Annotated in this window: 16 protein-coding genes; 2 read left to right on the top strand and 14 right to left on the bottom strand. The window is 29.0% G+C overall.

Annotation, left to right across the window (positions count from 1 at the left end; genetic code table 11):
- Positions 1–253 precede the first annotated feature (253 nt).
- From LQ615_RS08800 to LQ615_RS08860, 13 genes are all read right to left on the bottom strand, one after another.
- The gene (locus LQ615_RS08800; protein WP_064204602.1) at positions 254–1,645 is read right to left on the bottom strand and encodes an L-cystine transporter; all 1,392 of its coding nucleotides are present in this window, start codon (positions 1,643–1,645) and stop codon (positions 254–256) included.
- A gap of 170 nt (positions 1,646–1,815) precedes the next feature.
- The gene (locus LQ615_RS08805) at positions 1,816–2,496 is read right to left on the bottom strand and encodes an ABC transporter ATP-binding protein (protein ID WP_017000931.1); all 681 of its coding nucleotides are present in this window, start codon (positions 2,494–2,496) and stop codon (positions 1,816–1,818) included.
- Between the two features lie 11 nt (positions 2,497–2,507).
- The gene (locus tag LQ615_RS08810; protein ID WP_147641181.1) at positions 2,508–3,428 is read right to left on the bottom strand and encodes an ABC transporter permease; all 921 of its coding nucleotides are present in this window, start codon (positions 3,426–3,428) and stop codon (positions 2,508–2,510) included.
- The gene (locus LQ615_RS08815) at positions 3,425–4,591 is read right to left on the bottom strand and encodes an ABC transporter permease (protein WP_239703985.1); all 1,167 of its coding nucleotides are present in this window, start codon (positions 4,589–4,591) and stop codon (positions 3,425–3,427) included. Before LQ615_RS08815 ends, LQ615_RS08810 begins: the two co-directional genes overlap by 4 nt.
- Positions 4,592–4,609: 18 nt before the next feature.
- Entirely contained in the window at positions 4,610–6,109 is a 1,500-nt protein-coding gene (locus LQ615_RS08820) for a DUF6583 family protein (protein WP_017000928.1), read from the bottom strand.
- A 76-nt stretch (positions 6,110–6,185) separates the two neighbouring features.
- Entirely contained in the window at positions 6,186–6,791 is a 606-nt protein-coding gene (locus LQ615_RS08825; RefSeq protein WP_231051571.1) for a C39 family peptidase, read from the bottom strand.
- 70 nt (positions 6,792–6,861) lie between these two features.
- Entirely contained in the window at positions 6,862–7,212 is a 351-nt protein-coding gene (locus LQ615_RS08830) for a transcriptional regulator, SarA/Rot family (RefSeq protein ID WP_017000925.1), read from the bottom strand.
- Positions 7,213–7,665: 453 nt separating this feature from the next.
- Complete coding sequence (locus LQ615_RS08835) at positions 7,666–8,019, bottom strand: hypothetical protein (RefSeq protein WP_239703986.1); 354 nt, start codon at positions 8,017–8,019, stop codon at positions 7,666–7,668.
- Between the two features lie 2 nt (positions 8,020–8,021).
- Positions 8,022–9,071, bottom strand: a complete 1,050-nt coding sequence (locus tag LQ615_RS08840) for an LLM class flavin-dependent oxidoreductase (protein ID WP_239703987.1) — start codon at positions 9,069–9,071, stop codon at positions 8,022–8,024.
- A 161-nt stretch (positions 9,072–9,232) separates the two neighbouring features.
- Entirely contained in the window at positions 9,233–9,598 is a 366-nt protein-coding gene (locus LQ615_RS08845) for a hypothetical protein (protein ID WP_239703988.1), read from the bottom strand.
- A 27-nt stretch (positions 9,599–9,625) separates the two neighbouring features.
- Complete coding sequence (locus LQ615_RS08850; protein ID WP_017000919.1) at positions 9,626–10,174, bottom strand: tubby C-terminal domain-like protein; 549 nt, start codon at positions 10,172–10,174, stop codon at positions 9,626–9,628.
- Positions 10,175–10,206: 32 nt separating this feature from the next.
- Positions 10,207–10,953 carry a transcriptional regulator, SarA/Rot family gene (locus LQ615_RS08855; RefSeq protein WP_103268993.1) on the bottom strand — a complete coding sequence of 249 codons (747 nt, stop codon included), beginning with the start codon at positions 10,951–10,953 and terminating at the stop codon, positions 10,207–10,209.
- A gap of 28 nt (positions 10,954–10,981) precedes the next feature.
- Entirely contained in the window at positions 10,982–13,012 is a 2,031-nt protein-coding gene (locus LQ615_RS08860) for a helix-turn-helix transcriptional regulator (protein WP_135021057.1), read from the bottom strand.
- A gap of 477 nt (positions 13,013–13,489) precedes the next feature.
- Between LQ615_RS08860 and LQ615_RS08865 the strand changes: the two genes are divergently transcribed.
- Positions 13,490–14,272, top strand: a complete 783-nt coding sequence (locus LQ615_RS08865; RefSeq protein ID WP_017000912.1) for a CHAP domain-containing protein — start codon at positions 13,490–13,492, stop codon at positions 14,270–14,272.
- Between the two features lie 39 nt (positions 14,273–14,311).
- Here the strand turns inward: LQ615_RS08865 and nhaC are convergent, their stop codons facing one another.
- Positions 14,312–15,712, bottom strand: a complete 1,401-nt coding sequence (nhaC, locus tag LQ615_RS08870) for a Na+/H+ antiporter NhaC (protein ID WP_135021054.1) — start codon at positions 15,710–15,712, stop codon at positions 14,312–14,314.
- A 378-nt stretch (positions 15,713–16,090) separates the two neighbouring features.
- On the opposite strand from nhaC, the gene LQ615_RS08875 reads away from it, so the two are divergent.
- Positions 16,091–16,651 carry a CHAP domain-containing protein gene (locus LQ615_RS08875; protein ID WP_017000909.1) on the top strand — a complete coding sequence of 187 codons (561 nt, stop codon included), beginning with the start codon at positions 16,091–16,093 and terminating at the stop codon, positions 16,649–16,651.
- Positions 16,652–16,911: the final 260 nt, after the last annotated feature.

Raw genomic sequence — 16,911 nt, forward strand, 5'->3', positions numbered from 1 at the left:
CACGCTCCTTAGTATCACTTTATCACTGTCATAATATGCTTTCAATACATATCCGACTGTATAGATAAGTTTTTAAGCATAAAAGAGAGTGGGATAGAAATCTCATTTTATTAAAAAGAATTCGTAGTCCCACCTTGTCAACTACTGTCATTATAATGAATAAGGCTGAGACATGTATTTATGCCCCAGCCCAAAAATTAAATTAGCACTAAATGAATAAATTGAGAACACTATTATTTCTCATTTTAATGATTTAATATGATTCACCTAGTTCATCAAAGTCTTGATCATTATATTTATCTTCATCTAATTGACCAGTTAGTTTAGCTGTCGCTGTTCCTGCTAGCATAGAATCATTAACGTTTAAAGCTGTTCTACCCATGTCAATTAATGGCTCTACTGAAATTAAAACCCCTGCTAATGCAATAGGTAAATTTAATGTAGATAATACGAGAATTGCCGCAAATGTTGCGCCTCCACCTACACCGGCTACACCAAATGAACTGATTACAACGACGCCAATTACTGACAATATGAACGGTAAGTCTATATCTACACCTGCACTTGGCGCAATCATAATTGCGAGCATCGCTGGATAAATACCTGCACAACCATTCTGTCCTATTGATAACCCGAATGAACCAGCAAAGTTTGCTACGCCTTCAGGTACACCTAAACGTTGAGTTTGCGTTTGCACGTTTAATGGTAATGTACCTGCACTTGATCTAGATGTAAATGCAAATAATAATGTTTCGCCTGTTTTTTTAACATAAGTAGAAGGATTTAAACCAACTACTGTTACTAGAATTAAGTGAATAATAAACATCGTTATTAAAGCAGCGTAAGAAGCTAATACAAATTTTCCTAACGTCCAAACCGCTTCAAAATTACTTGTCATAACTGTTTTTGTCATAATAGCTAAAATACCATATGGAGTTAATCTTAATACAAATGTCACGATACCCATTACTAAAGCGTAAATAGCATCGACACCTCTTTTAAGTAAGTTACCTTTTTCCGGTTCTTTTCTCATCACACGTAAAAAGCTAAATCCAACGAAACCAGCAAATATTACAACAGCTATTGTAGAAGTGCCTCTAGCACCTGTGAAGTCTAAAAATGGATTAGCTGGTAATAGCTCTATAATTTGGCTTGGTAAATTGTTTGCTTCCATATCGTCCGATGTTTGTTGAATTTCTTGTCCTCGACTATTTTCAACATCACCCATGTCTATTTGTGATGCATCTAAATTAAATATCATTGCATATATAACGCCAACTAAAGCTGCAACTGCAACGGTACCTATTAAGAATGTAAATATCCATGCACCAACTTTAGCAAAATTTTGTCCTATAGCTATTTTCGTAAAAGCAGAAACGATTGAAATGAATATTAATGGCATTACAATCATTTGTAGTAGTTTAATGTAACCAGTACCGATTACATCTAACCACGAAGCTGTATTTTCTGTCACTTTAGAATCTACGCCATAAATCAAATGTAATACTAAACCTAATAATATCCCGATGCCTAAACCTATTAATACACGCTTTGAAAACTTCACGTGTTTTTTACTTAAGTAGGCTAATACCCCTATAAATATTAAGAAAACAACAATATTTATGATTACCCATAATGTTTCCATTTAGTTTTCCTCCTAATTCTTTTAATTCCGATATACTAAATAAGAATACACGTAAAAAAAAGTAAATGCAACAAGATAATTAGTATTTTAAAAATTCTGATTTTATATAAAAACTAAAATCAAAAAGTTCTAACTAATTTATATCCGTTGCATTTACAAAGCTTGATTTATTATGCGTTATTTAGCTCTTCTAAGCTATCTTCAAATTGCCAACCTTTTTCCTCAAGTACATTTCTATAGAAAGGATCTTTGCCAATTAATTTAATTTCATCTGCTAATGATTCTACTTCGTCTAAATGGTGCGTTGTTAAAATAATTAAGCATGATGACTTCAGACTATTTAATAAGTGATGTATGTCATATCTTGATTTTAAATCTATACCGACAGTCGGCTCATCTAAAATTAATATATTTGGATTACCTAACAACCCAATTAACAAATTGACTTTTCTTTTAGTTCCACCTGATAAAGAAGAAACTTTCGACTGTCTTTCAGTCAAATTTAATTTTTCACAGTACGTTGTTATTTGTTCATCAGTAATTGACTTTTTATACAAAGCTTTAAAGAATTTAATGTTTTCATTAACAGTCATATGTTCAAACAAAGCAATGTCTTGAGGTATATAACCTATTTTATTTTTTATTTGTCGATTATTTAATTTTTTTCCAAAATAAAATATATCACCACTAGTAGGTTGTTCAAGGGAAGCAATCATTCTCAGCAAAGTAGATTTACCAGCACCATTTTCACCTAGTAGAACAGTTAATGTCTTATCGTTGAATTCTGTACTAAAATCGCTAAATATATGTTTATTTTTATAATTTTTATTGAGGTTTTTAATCTTAATCATCAATACACCACCTATATTTGTATAAATACATATACAATATTTATAGCTATTGCCCATAATAAAGCCATAAATATTTTATGACTTAATGTATTTATTTTGAATAATAATACCGAAAGTCCAAATTCATAGATTAGCAATATTAAAAACGTTATCAAGTAAAATTTGAAACTTAATGACCATGATAAACATAATCCTATTATGAAAATGATAAAAAATAATAATAAAGTATGTGTTAAAATATATGTCAAATATAGTTTCATTTTAGTGTTATTAAACATTAGTAATCTTTCTAGAGCTGCATTTTGCTTCAACCTTTGATGTAACACAATCTGGCTTGTACTGATAACTAATAATAATGCAATAATTAATCCTGCGCTTATAGAAACGTCGGAATTTTTATTTACAGCATGTTGTTCCATTTTAGAGTTTGGCGTATCTTTTTTATATTCTTTTTTGATTGTTTCTAGACTTACATTCTGTCCTGATTTGTCTAAATGTTTTTGAATAATAATTGGAATTTGTTGTTCATATAGTGCTTTACTAGTTACTTCTAATGCAATCTCACCAATAAAATCATCTTTATAATATAAAGGTATTGCATCTCTTAAATTATTATTAGATAGCTTTTTGTTAAAACCTTCAGGTATTTGCATACTCACTATAGCTTGCTTTTTTTGAATAACATCTTCAATATAAGCTTCATCTTTTTGTAATTTAATTACTTCCAAATATTTAGTATGTTCCAAAGTATGAATTAAATTTTTAGATTCATTAGATTGATCCATATCTTGAATCGCTATAGGGACTTTAAATACTTTATTTGAAGAAGCTTCAACCATAAAAACTACACTTACAGTTAAAATAATAAAAAGTATTAAAATGATATATTGTACCCATTGTTTTAATACGACTAAATTGAATATAGGTTTCATTGGCGATACCTCCAAACTAAAGAAATAACCAATAAACACATAACTATTAATATATTCCAATAAAACATAGGGTGTACATTTAATATATAATTGTTAAGTATTAATTCTAATAATTGATTCATGACAATAGTAAAAGGCGACATATCTATAATATTATTAAACAGCCCTTTTAAATAAACAACAGGAATCGTTGCCCCAGAAAATATTAGTATAACGACAGTCAAAACAATTTTCCAAACATAATTAAATGCTTGTCTTGCTGTTATATCAATAAAAATAAATATAGCCATCAATGCAAAAAGATAATATACAATATATATTAATAAAGTTGGCCAGTTATACATTTCAAAATCAGGATTCAAAAATTTTAGAATCAACCATAAACCAAAGCAACTCCATATAGCTGTAGAAATTAAGCTGAATAACCCTCTCACAATAGTTAATTTTTCATAAGAGAAATGAAACATACTAAGTCTTTCCTTTAAGGCATTTTTTTGGTTCATTTTTAATATGCTGAATATAGAAAAGAAAAAGAAAAAAATGGATACAAAGTAAAATGCTACAATATAATAACTTGCTGTATCGTATACTTTTACTGGTTCTTCTTCGAAAGAACCATTTCTATTTAATCCTGTAAATAACATATCAGTCATCATAGTAAGCAATTCTTCATCAGAAGCATCTTCATATACATGTGTATATGATAGTGCTCCTCCCATCGATAACATTAATCTACTATATACAGAATCTGTTAATTGCATAATAACTATGCTTTCGATGGACTGTGTGTCATATGTATTAACAACAATTGGAAGTTCTCCATTTTTATAAAAAGCTTTTGTCATGCCTTCTTTAAATAAGAAATAACCATCTATTTTTTTACTTTTTAATAATTTTGCTGCTTGTTGTTCATTATAATGCTCAATATTAAGATTATCTCCAAGTGATTGTCCATCACCAACAGCATTTAATATTAACTTTGTTTCTTTAGATTGATCTTTATCTACGATACCAATTGTAAAGCTGTCGTCTTTTTGGTTAAAATGTTGAATCCCTATCATTAAACCAAGCAATGCGATAAATAATAATAAAATATATACAAGCAAATACCACTTTTTAATTAAAAAAGAGTGGTATATGTTGAACAATTTTAAAGTCGACATATAACCACTCCTTCCATATTAATTAATATCGTTTGTTACATCTTTTACGATATCTTCAAATTTGTCTTGAACTTCGTCGCCAATATCATCTACTTCTGAAGATGATAAAGTATTAAAGTCTACTGCGCCGTCTTTTTTGAATTTAATATCTTTCTTCAATTCAGTTTTGCCATCAATCATTAATTTAATTGGCTCACCATTTTGTTCAAAACTTATATTAAATTTTTGTTTTTGCTCATTATTTTTAACATCAGTTGTTAAATTATTTTCATAATTTAAATCAAATTTGCTACCAGTTGAAGGTGTTAAAGTTACTGTACCTTTATCAGTACGTTTATCTCCATCAACTTTAGATTTATTATCTAATTGAACCATAGTATTGCTATATTCATTTTCTTTTACATTAAGTTTGTATTTATCACTAATGTTATCACCATCAGTAGATTTACCTTTTAATGTTATTACATCTTCGTTGTCAGGAACTGATAGTTTGTAATCAACTTGCACGCCATCGTCAATAACGTTTGCTCCTGTTAATTTAACTTGTTCGTCATCTTTATTAGTGATTGTTAAGTCACGCTTTAAGATTTCTTTTCCATCTACAAATATAATTGACTTCACTTTTGGATAATTAGACTCATCTTCGTCTTTTGCTTCTTTTAATAAATCATCAATCTCTTTATTATATTCTTTAACATTACCTTGTTTTTCAGCAATTTCTTTGATGTCTTTATCTTTTTTCGCTTGTTCTAATACTGAAACAGTGATTTTTTTAGTATCTTTAGAGCTTAAATTCATCGTAACTTTCTTTAGTTTCTTTTCGTCACCAAAGATTTTAACTTTTTCTTTATCTTTTTTAAAGTTATCGTCATCTAATTGATCTACGATAAGATCACTATATCGTTTAGATATTTTATCTATTTGGTCTTGTGAAACTTGAGAACTTGATAAAATTGTATTTAAGTTTAATGAATCATTTGTAACATTATTACTTTCACCTTGATCAAGTGATTCTCCAGTTGCTTTTTCAATACCTTTTTTAATTTCATCATTTTTCACTTTATAAATACTATCAAATAATGGTGTTTCTAAATACTGATTGTTTTTATCAGCACTCCACTGGAAATTACCAATTTTATTATCTGCAATTGTTGGTTCAATACCTAATTTAGAGTTTTTCTTTTTTGGATCATGTCCTACATTAAATATAAGATTAGTTGAATCTATAACTGATTTTGGTAGCCCAATTTGTGATAATAGACTATCCGGAACTTCAACTCCCAGTTTATAAGACATTTCATAAGACTCATCTTTCATTTTGTCTTGAAACTTAGATTCATTTTCAAATCTGTCATTAAAATAATCTTTCCATAAACTTGCTGACTTTTGCTCACTTAATAAATATGTATTCTTTGGGGTGTTAGTTAAAAAATAATAAGTCGCTGCCCCACCAATCCCTACAACAGCAACAAATGCAACTACTATTGCTATAATAAGCACTTTAATTTTAGTAGACATATTCTACACCTCTTTTGATTTGATAACATTATCATATCAAATGTTACAACTTTATAACATATTATTTTGAAATTAATTATATTTTTTTAAAAATACACATTTTTCCTGGTTTATTATAACTTTCAGCCATCTTATTTTTTTCTATTTTAATGATTTGAGCTTTAGAAGGCCAAAAAGCTGGTAATATTAGCTTATTATATTGCTTCCATAGAGGATCAATATAATAATAAAAATGTTCATCAAATCCTATTAATAGTGTTACATGTATATTTGAAACTAACTTTTTATTATTTCTTCCTATTTTAAATGTTTTCCAAACAGGCGATTGACCTAATTTTGTATGATAAATTAAAACCGGATGTTTTTTTGCTAATATGTTCTCTAATTCATACAGTGTTGTACCTGTACCGTCTACCAAATCTGCATCAAACTTATTAAGGTAAGGTGCTAAAACATTAGGAAATATACTTTGGTGTCTTATAAAGCTAATTAAAAATTGATTGCCTACATAACCTTTTTTAGGGTTATCAATATGTGTTGGCCAATCTTTCATTATAGTTATAGCATCAATTTTTTTATAATAATAATTCAGTAACATTGAACTTGCTACACCTTCACACCCCATAACCATCGGTATAGGAAACAACTGGCTTTTTGGCTTTACAGATAACAACACTTTCATAATTTCATAACTCCTTAAAATTTATTTAATAAAGATAAAAAGTGTCCCTAATAAGGCACACTTTCGATTTTTATAAAACTTCTCCTTCAATTTCCATTAGCAAATTTTTAATTTTTCGATGTTGTATTTTTGAGACTTCAATTGCTACAGTTCTTTCATCTTTATCGTTTCTCTTTTTAGAAATTAAACCTTTTTCTTTTAAATTTTGAACTGCTTTAGATATATAATAAGGCTTAAACTTTGAATTTTTTATAATATCTTTAACATTATAGCAATCCTTTTCACCTTTATATATATAAACTAATATATATAGTTCTTCAAATGTTAATACAAATTGGCTTTTTATTTTTGTTAAATGTTCTTTGGCTTTCTTGCTAACTGTAACTAATTCTACTACATTTCTAATTTGTACGGCTTCCATTGCTTACCACTCCCCAAGTTAAAATAGCTATTTGTTGAATTGGTCGATTAAGCATTTTATCTTTCTTATAGCATATTTTTCCTTTTCAACACAATGAATTTTTATTTATTTATTATTTTATAATAAGTTTTAAAAACATTCAACAAAATTTGTAAAAACAGGAAATTAACTTCCATTAAATCCTATAAATCTCTTTAATATCAATACTTTTATGGAATAGAAACTAAAATATTTACTATCGTCTTTATTTTAAAGTTCTTAATATTTTAATAATAATTACTTTTAAAATATAAAAATAGAAATAGTAGTTAAACCTGTTTTCAAACAAAAAAAGTAGTAAAAACTCTTAACGAATCAAGAATTTTTACTACTTTTAAATTGGGTGTGGGAAAGAAATCTCGTTTTATTAAAAAGATTTAGTAGTCCCAACCTGTTCATTATTATGATTAATAATTATTTTTTCTTACCTAGTGTATCGATAAAGCTTAATGCAGATAAACCTAATAATTGTAATGCATGCTTAGATCCTTTAAAACCGTGGCCCGCTTCATAGTGTTTATAAGCTGCTACTGATAATACTGATCCAATAATTAACGATCCTAATCTTGAGAATGTTTTGCTGAATGCACTTAAGAATAGAAATGCTGAACCTAATACTTCAAGTCCACCAGTTAATTTCATTGCGTTTCTAGAAAGACCAAATCCTTGTTCAAATTGTTGAGCCATACCGTCATCGTTTTTTACTTTCGGTTGACTAGCTTTAAATAACTCTTTACCTACATATACGTTTAATAAATATCTTAACATTACTAAATTTCCTCCTTATTTTTCATATAATCATCAACAATTGGCTTAACTTTTTCGCCTAATAGTTTAATAGATTTCATCACTTTTTCATGAGGCATAGAGCCTACTGGTAAATGAAGCATAAACCTTGTTATACCAAGATCTTCATGAAGCTTAATGATTTTGGTTGCAACTGTTTCTGGACTACCAACAAATAATGCGCCATGAACAATTTCTTGTTCAAATTTTTCGATTGAGTACATCGGCCATCCTCTTTCTATGCCTAATTGATTAATAACATAAGCACTAGAAGGATAGTATTCTTGTTTAGCTATTTCATCAGATTCTGCTACATAACCCCAAGAATGCGTAGCAATAGGTAACTTACTTACATCATGTCCTTTAGATTCAGCTATCGCTTTATACATCGCTACATTGCGTTTAAAACGACTTGGCGCACCACCTATAATAGCATAAGTAATAGGCAAGCCCAATTCCCCCGCTCTCATAGATGATTCTGGATTTCCTCCTGTTGCCAACCAAATAGGTAATTTCTCTTGTACAGCTCTTGGATAAACATCTAATCCATTAATTGATGGTCTTGTTGATCCTTGCCAATTAACAGTTTTATTCTCATTAATATTTAACAATAAATCTAGTTTCTCTTTATACAAAATATCATAATCTTTCAAATCATATCCAAACAAAGGAAATGACTCTATAAATGAACCTCTCCCAGCCATAATTTCAGCTCTACCATTGCTCAATGCATCTAGAGTTGCAAATCTTTGGTAAACTCTCACTGGATCATCTGAAGAAAGGACTGTCACGGCAGAAGATAATCTTATTCGATTTGTTTGAGGAGCTGCTGCTGCTAATACAGATACTGGATCAGATACTGCATAATCTTCTCGATGATGCTCACCTAAACCATATATATCCAATCCTACTTTATCAGCTAAAATAATTTCTTCTACAATTTGATTGATTCTTTCTGATGCTGTGAAAGGTTTATCAGTACCATCGACAGGAGATAACTCTGCAAAAGAGGAAAGACCTAATTCAAACTTCATATTCTCACCTCGATATACTATTTATACTAGATATAATTATAATACTATTTTAATAAATGTCAAGGTTCTTGTTAAATAAAGATTTAAATTTCTATACTTAAATACGCCCTTAAAAGTAAACATCAAAAATGAAAACTTTTAAGGGCGTATTTAGAGATTGTTTATTCATTCAATTTACAATATTCTAGTAATGCTTCTTTTAAAGGTTTTGTTAATTCCAAATTCCTTATATCATCAATTGTCATAGGATCTAAATAAATACATTTAATAGGGATATTATTTTCAAAAGCTACTACTGCCTCCCCATCAACACTTCCTTCAAACATCACTTCTACGGTAGAAAAATAGAGACCTAATACATAAATGAGAGCATCTCGATATCTTTCTCGATTTTTAATATATTCTGCTACTTGATCGTCTTGTATATAATAAGCATCTACAAGTGTCATGCCTTCTATATGTTTAGGTATGGATGTAACATGCGTTTCTGTCGAGACATTCTTTCTTTTTTTAAGAAATTTAAACATATTGTTATCTTCCTTTAACTTTATATTCTAATTTGATTTACTACGTTGATATTCTTGATATTCAAAAAATACTTGGAATAACATAATAAGCATAGCAGGATGATAATCATTCGTTTGAATATCAATTTGATGATTCGAAGCAATTTTAAACCTTTCAGACTTTGTTTCCATCAAAACTTGGTTTCGCTGATTTGTTACTCTTACTGATCTAGAGATAAATCCAGATTCAAATACTAATTCATCATTGTTTATACCTTTAAATATCATTTTAGGTTTCCAACCTATTTTAGTTTCAACAACACCTATTTTTTTATCGTTCTTAAAAACTTCCCATACTGTTTTAAAAGGCGTTTTAAGTTTACCTTCTAAACTTTTCTCTTGGAGTACAGAATAATTTCCACCTTGAAATTCAATGATAAAATTATGTTTTTTTCTTCCTAAAATCGCAAAAGTTTCTTGATGCGTTGATGTATAATATAAACTCAATTTATAAACTGGTTCTTCATACTGATTGAAAACGTCGATGGGCTTTGTAGAAGATCCGAAGAAGTTTTCTTTAAAATGAAATTGATTCATACATTATCTCCTTCAATAAGTATTTATTGATTTCATTTTATCATAGCCTTATCCCTTCCTCTATAATCGAATGTATTTAATATAAATAACTTATTAATTATTTTATTTACTTCCTCTTCAGCACTCTTCTTTATTGAAACAAGTACCATTCTTTCATCTTGTTCATTTCTATATTTCATAACATAGTTTAGTTTGACTAATGCTTTAACAGCTTTATTAATCTTCACCATATCCCAATTAAATTTAAGTTTTATTGCTTTCAATGTGCATACTTCATTTTGATATTGTTGAATAAGTATCAATAACATTAATTGATCCATACTTAAACGATATCCCTCTACAATATCTTTTTTTATTGAAACTAATTGGTCATTTATATAAAGCGTAACTTCTATTATCTGATTTGTATTGATAGTGTCATATCTTTCAATTAATAATGTTTTTAAATCTTTTGTTACTTGATGAATTAAAGTTTCAATTTTTATTCTGTGACGAGTTTCTACTATTATAAGTATTTTTCTCTCATCGTCTTTTGCACGTTGCTTTTCATAATAATCTAAATCTTCTAAGTATGAAATGACATGCGTTAACATTGTCTGATTTATATTTAGCAATGCTTTAAGTTCTCCTGTAGTAAAAGATGATTGTTCTTTACGATTATACATATATTTTAATATTTTCAAGTGATACATATTAATTTCAAATTCTTTTTTTAAGTATTTCTTTACTTGGCTATTTACATAATTCATTCTTAATAAATCATTAATTTGCTTATTCATTTATAAAAACCACCTTAATTAATTAAATTTATTTTATTTTTATATAGATATGTTTAATAAAACTTGGTGATGAATAATATTGAACAATTAGATTATTTGGTTCTTTCACAATACTTACTTCTCTCAATTCTAAATCCATGTTCGTTAACAATTCATTATTACCTAGCTTAGTGTTTTCGCTTATGATGATATTATTTGGCCTACATACAAAACTATTTATTTCTATATTTTTCATTTTTATTCTTTGATGCATCATTTTAAAACTATGTGTATTTGGAAACACGAGTAATTGATATTCATAAAAATAATTCGTTAATAATATATGCTCATTAAAATAAACAATTTCTCCTCTTAATCTTTTCAGTGTTAACATCAATTCAAACAGTTGTCTTTGGCTTTCAATGTTTGATTGTTTTTCTTTAATCATAAAATGGCTGCTTTGAGAAGGAATCATACTATCTATCCATATGTCATTTATAAGCATCGTTACTTTTTCATTATGAAATACACTCCATTTAAATATTGAAACAAGTGATGTAATTCTATTAGGAAATTTAGGTTGGTATAAAATGTTGAACGAAGGGATATCTTTAAATTTTTCGCTTATTTCCTTGTTAATATCAGTTTCATTTTTTATTTTATATGATATAAGAAAATGCGAGTCCAATTTGTGAGACATTCGATGAGCTAAATAATCATTGCGAGTGTTTAAAATGAGAATCATGGTTGCATCTACTAAATATTTAGAAATTGTCTCAGTTATAATATTGAATTGCTGATAAGAAGTATCAATATAAAACTTAAACGATTGCATTCCGTAATAATATGTACATTCAGTCAAATAAATTAATAACTTTTCAAAATAAATTAAAAAGTTATTTAAACTAGAATGCTTATTCAATTGAATTTCAAATGAAATATCAAATTGGTTTTCTAAGCAAAATGAAAATATTTGATCAATGATTTTGTTATCTTCAAAACCTAGTTCGTAAAATTCACAAAGTAATGCATGTGAGAACAATAAACAATATTTACCGTATTCTCTACGCATGCATAATAACTTAGATTGGTGATACTGGTTTGTTAAAGTTTCCTTATGAGTAACATAAACAAGTAAATCAGGTGATAATACATTTGATGATTGAACATCTCTCATATCAATTTCTATATTATCCTCTACAATTAAACTCATTTCTGATTCTCTAATGAATTCCCGTAACATTGAAAAATCATCCATTAAAGATGTCTTATCATTACGAAACGAAAAATATTCATCTTGATACATTTGTTTTCTAAATTTCCCCGGTGTAATATCGTATCGCTCTCTAAAATTTTTTATAAAGCTACTTTCATTACTATATCCATTATCTATAGCAATTTGAGATAAAGTGTGAGCAGTGTACATTAATTCATAACTACTATAAATCAATCTTACGTCTTTTAATAAATCGGTAAATTTCCTACCTGTATGTTGCCTTAATTTATTTGAAAGTTTCCTTTTTGAATATAGGCTGGTCCTGGCTACCTCTGCTATTGTTATTTTATTTTTATTATTCTTATAAACATAATCTATAGTATTCGCTATATCAGAATATACTTTATCTCGGCCATAATTTAAGTAATTATCGTCAATAACTCTTGAATCGAAGAGTAATTTTGCTACATCATTAATACTTCCAAATATACTTTCTAAAACATTCCTATTCTCCCTACCTTCCCTATTTAAATAATTAGAAATGAGTTTAATCATGCGCGCCTTTAATAAAGCATTATCTATTTTATTTGGATTTAGAAAATAACGCTTATTAAAATGATATATTTCATCTAATTCTATCCTCGAGAGTGTAAGACAGGCGATGATTGTATCTTTATTGGTGATGACACCAAAAAGTTCAAGATCATTTATGATAATGACATCGCCACTTTTATATTCATTTTTAGAATGATTAATAGAAATACTTGCTTTTCCTTCTATTATATATAGGACAATAATTCCTAAATTAAATTCATATTGTATATTCAACGGATGATAAATTTTCAAATTACAATCATGTAGCATAACTAACACCTCTATTTAACTTGCAAAACCTTATTAATAAGTAAAGTAATTATAATTCAAAAATTATTGATAAAAATACTTTATTTCTGACTTTTTATTATGAAATTTTGTACTTATTTAATTTCGTTAAAATCAATATTTTTTAGTAAGGTAGTATGAATCAGTTGATATAAATTTATAAAGTCAAATATTTATTTATGTCTTAAATATTACAATCGTGTAACAATAAAAAATATTTTAAAAGAAAAACGCTTATAAATACTGTTATTAAAGCATTTTAAACTCATATAAAAGTGTTCAGAATTATTACATGAAATCTTAAGATATTTAAATTAAATTACAAAGCTTTAACATTCAACACAAAGCATTCAATTTCTGCTAAAGTAGATTTTGTTGATAAACAGCAGAGAAAAAAACTTATAAATTACAAAACATATACGAAAACATTTTTAAATTATCTAGGAGGATTTTTACATTATGAAAAAAATAGCAACAGCAGCAATTGCAACAGCAGGAATTGCAACATTTATGGCACATGACGCAGATGCGGCAGAAAATAACCAAGGTTATAACCCAAATGATCCACATTCTTATGAATACAGCTACACAATTGATCAACAAGGTAACTATCACTACACTTGGAAAGGGAACTGGAACCCTTCAACTCAATCATACGGTAACGAAGCTCAACAACAAGTAGCTAACAATACTAGCTCAAATAATACTGAAGCTTCTTCTAATACAAATTATTCACAACCAGCATTCAATGCTGCACCAAACGGTGGAGGTTTAGGAGCTACAAATACTGCTTCTTCAAACCAAGATAACGTTCGCGTTTCAACTACACAAGCACCAACATCAGATAACCAAACTACAACTTCAAGCTCAAGTTCAAAAGTTAGCACTACAACTACTTCAACTTCTCGTCCATCAAATGGCGGAGGCGCTAACTTATACACAGCTGGTCAATGTACATACTATGCATTCGACAAGCGTCCTGACTTAGGTAACACTTGGGGTAACGCAAATAACTGGGCTAGCGCAGCTGCTCAATCAGGTTACACTGTAAATAACAAACCTTCATCAGGTGCTGTATTACAATCAACATCAGGTGCATACGGTCACGTAGCATATGTTGATAATGTTAATTCAGACGGTTCAATTGAAGTTTCTGAAATGAACTATGCAGGTGGAGTTGGAGTAGTATCTACTCGTACTATCTCAGCTACTGAAGCAGGTTCTTACAACTACATTCACTAAGATATTTAAAAAAAGAGCAATCATAATGATTGCTCTTTTTTATGCTTTAGTATCTACTTTTTTTATGCTAATACCTGTCATACCATAAAATGCCGCGAAGATAACGCATAGATAACATGGTACTGCCCACCAGAAGAAATCTCCTAACGATACATGTAATAAATCTCTATAATAAATGCCAGATGTACCCCATGGAATAAATGGTAATACCATAGTTCCACAATCTTCTAGCGTTCGTGACAGATTGACTCTGTCTAAACTTCTTTCATCATACACATCCATTAATAATACACCAATCATAATAATAACAACTGATGCAACACCAGCAGCAAATACTAAAATTAAGCTACCAGCAATAGTTACAAATATAAGATGTGAATCTTTACTTATTTTACTAGATATTGTTGACAGTATTACTTTTAAACTGCCAGAAGCTTCTACAATTCCCGCGAAAGCATAACCACAAAAAATTGTAACAATTATTTCTGTCATACTCATTATGCCACCACGTTTTACAAGTTCTACCATAGAATTTGATGCATCATTATTTGATAAAGATGTCATACTTATATCAAAACCATTCATTGTAACGTTAAAAGCATCAACTAAATCAAAACCATTGTTAAATATACCAACAACCATAGCTACTGCACTTGATAATAGCATCATTGGCACTGTTGGCTTACCCATACTTATGCCTATAACAATGACAATTACAGGTACCCAAACCCAAAAATTTAAATTAAAAGCTGTATCAATATTGCCTAATAAAGTATTAATACGTTTACTTTCAACGTTTTCAGCATTAAATTGTAAACCTGCAAAGAACCATATTACAAGGCCGATTACTGATGCTGGAACTGTAGTCCACATCATATGTCTTATATGGTGAAATATATTTACTTTAGTTACAAGGGCAGCTAAATTAGTAGTATCAGATAACGGCGACATTTTATCACCAAACACGCCACCTGCTATAACAACACCAGCAATCATGCCTGCTGGTATATTCATTTCACTTCCTATAGCCATCAATGCAATCCCTGCTGTACCTACTGATCCCCATGCAGTTCCAGTCGCTACAGAAGTTACTGCTGTAATAATAAAAGCTGTTACTAAGAAATATGTAGGATTTATCATTTCTAAACCATAATAAATAAGTGCAGGTACAGTGCCAGAAAACATCCAAGTACCAATTAATATACCTACAGCAATAATAATAAAAATTGCAGGCATAGCAGTAGCTAATCTTTTAGTAATACCATCTTGTATTTCTTCCCAACTCAAGCCTACTCTTATTGCTATAAAGCCAGCATATATAGCTGCTAAAATAAGCAATGGTTGTATTGGGAATTGTAAAATTCCAAAACCTATTAAAACTATTATCCCCATGACCACAATAGTTGATACTGCTTCAAAAAGTGTTGGTAGCCTCTTCATATATCAAACCCCTTTCTAATAAATGAAGATTTCTTACAATTTTTTATAATAAAAGAAGTAGTTGTATATTTCACCAACTACTTCTTTTGTTTTACATGTGATATAAATGAATTATTACAAGAAAATGACATAAGTATTCTCACAATTCATTAAAAAACCCTATATTGATGGGCTATATCCTATATTACTGCATGTCATATTTCTATTTAAATATTACTAAAAGATTTTATAAGGTTATGATTAAGTAACAACTCGATGAAAATACACACAAACTCAATTTCATCTGTTAGAGTATATTTTGTCGTCGGAAAACGACACACACTTAAAATATAAATTATAAAATTAAACATATACGAAATTTACGGAGGAATATTTAAAATGAAAAAATTAACAACGATTGCAGTATTAACTACGGGATTAGCTACAACAATTATAGGGAATGGAGAAGCTTCTGCTGATACATTTGACCAAAACCAAAATGTACAACAAACTCAAACTCAAAACTATAATTACAACTACACTAGTAACTATAGCCAAAATTTCAATACTTCAAACATGAATGGATCAATTAATTCTTCATTCACTCAAACAGCAACACAAACTACAGGCTCATCAGCTAACTTATACACAGCTGGACAATGTACTTATTATATCTTCGATAAAAAAATGGAAGATGGAGATCCTATCAGCTCAACTTGGGGCAATGCTAACCAATGGGCTTCAAACGCAGCAGCTGATGGACACACAGTAAACAATACACCTAAAGAAGGTTCAATCTTACAATCATCTGCTGGTGCATTTGGTCACGTAGCATACGTTGAAAATGTAAACTCAGACGGTTCAATCGAAGTTTCTGAAATGAACTACCAAGGCGAAGGTGTTGTATCTTCTCGTACTATCTCAGCTTCAGAAGCTGGTTCTTACAACTACATTCACTAAAATTTGAATACTTTTTAAAGAGTCCAGACATGAATAATGTCTGGACTCTTTTTTATGCGATGAAAAAGGATGTTTAAAGCTCTAACGGGCTAGAGTACATAAACAAGTACGTTAGAGCTTCATTTCTCCTATTTTCAATGTGATTTTATACTGAATTTATTTGATATAGAGTCAAGTCCATATTTATGTGTAATATCTTTAGAAGTAATCAACCATTGGTTTTTTAGAATGTATTAACAAAATAAATCTGTTTGATTTTT

This window comes from Mammaliicoccus sp. C-M13 (assembly GCF_022386845.1).
Taxonomy (GTDB): Bacteria; Bacillota; Bacilli; order Staphylococcales; family Staphylococcaceae; genus Mammaliicoccus; species Mammaliicoccus lentus.

Coding starts and splice junctions, on each gene's coding strand:
- LQ615_RS08820 (WP_017000928.1), bottom strand. CDS start 6,109: ATGTCTACTAAAATTAAAGTGCTTATTATAGCAATAGTAGTTGCATTT.
- LQ615_RS08810 (WP_147641181.1), bottom strand. CDS start 3,428: ATGAAACCTATATTCAATTTAGTCGTATTAAAACAATGGGTACAATAT.
- LQ615_RS08835 (WP_239703986.1), bottom strand. CDS start 8,019: ATGTTAAGATATTTATTAAACGTATATGTAGGTAAAGAGTTATTTAAA.
- LQ615_RS08860 (WP_135021057.1), bottom strand. CDS start 13,012: ATGCTACATGATTGTAATTTGAAAATTTATCATCCGTTGAATATACAA.
- LQ615_RS08815 (WP_239703985.1), bottom strand. CDS start 4,591: ATGTCGACTTTAAAATTGTTCAACATATACCACTCTTTTTTAATTAAA.
- LQ615_RS08805 (WP_017000931.1), bottom strand. CDS start 2,496: ATGATTAAGATTAAAAACCTCAATAAAAATTATAAAAATAAACATATA.
- LQ615_RS08875 (WP_017000909.1), top strand. CDS start 16,091: ATGAAAAAATTAACAACGATTGCAGTATTAACTACGGGATTAGCTACA.
- LQ615_RS08865 (WP_017000912.1), top strand. CDS start 13,490: ATGAAAAAAATAGCAACAGCAGCAATTGCAACAGCAGGAATTGCAACA.
- LQ615_RS08800 (WP_064204602.1), bottom strand. CDS start 1,645: ATGGAAACATTATGGGTAATCATAAATATTGTTGTTTTCTTAATATTT.
- LQ615_RS08850 (WP_017000919.1), bottom strand. CDS start 10,174: ATGAATCAATTTCATTTTAAAGAAAACTTCTTCGGATCTTCTACAAAG.
- LQ615_RS08855 (WP_103268993.1), bottom strand. CDS start 10,953: ATGAATAAGCAAATTAATGATTTATTAAGAATGAATTATGTAAATAGC.
- LQ615_RS08830 (WP_017000925.1), bottom strand. CDS start 7,212: ATGGAAGCCGTACAAATTAGAAATGTAGTAGAATTAGTTACAGTTAGC.
- nhaC (WP_135021054.1), bottom strand. CDS start 15,712: ATGAAGAGGCTACCAACACTTTTTGAAGCAGTATCAACTATTGTGGTC.
- LQ615_RS08845 (WP_239703988.1), bottom strand. CDS start 9,598: ATGTTTAAATTTCTTAAAAAAAGAAAGAATGTCTCGACAGAAACGCAT.
- LQ615_RS08825 (WP_231051571.1), bottom strand. CDS start 6,791: ATGAAAGTGTTGTTATCTGTAAAGCCAAAAAGCCAGTTGTTTCCTATA.
- LQ615_RS08840 (WP_239703987.1), bottom strand. CDS start 9,071: ATGAAGTTTGAATTAGGTCTTTCCTCTTTTGCAGAGTTATCTCCTGTC.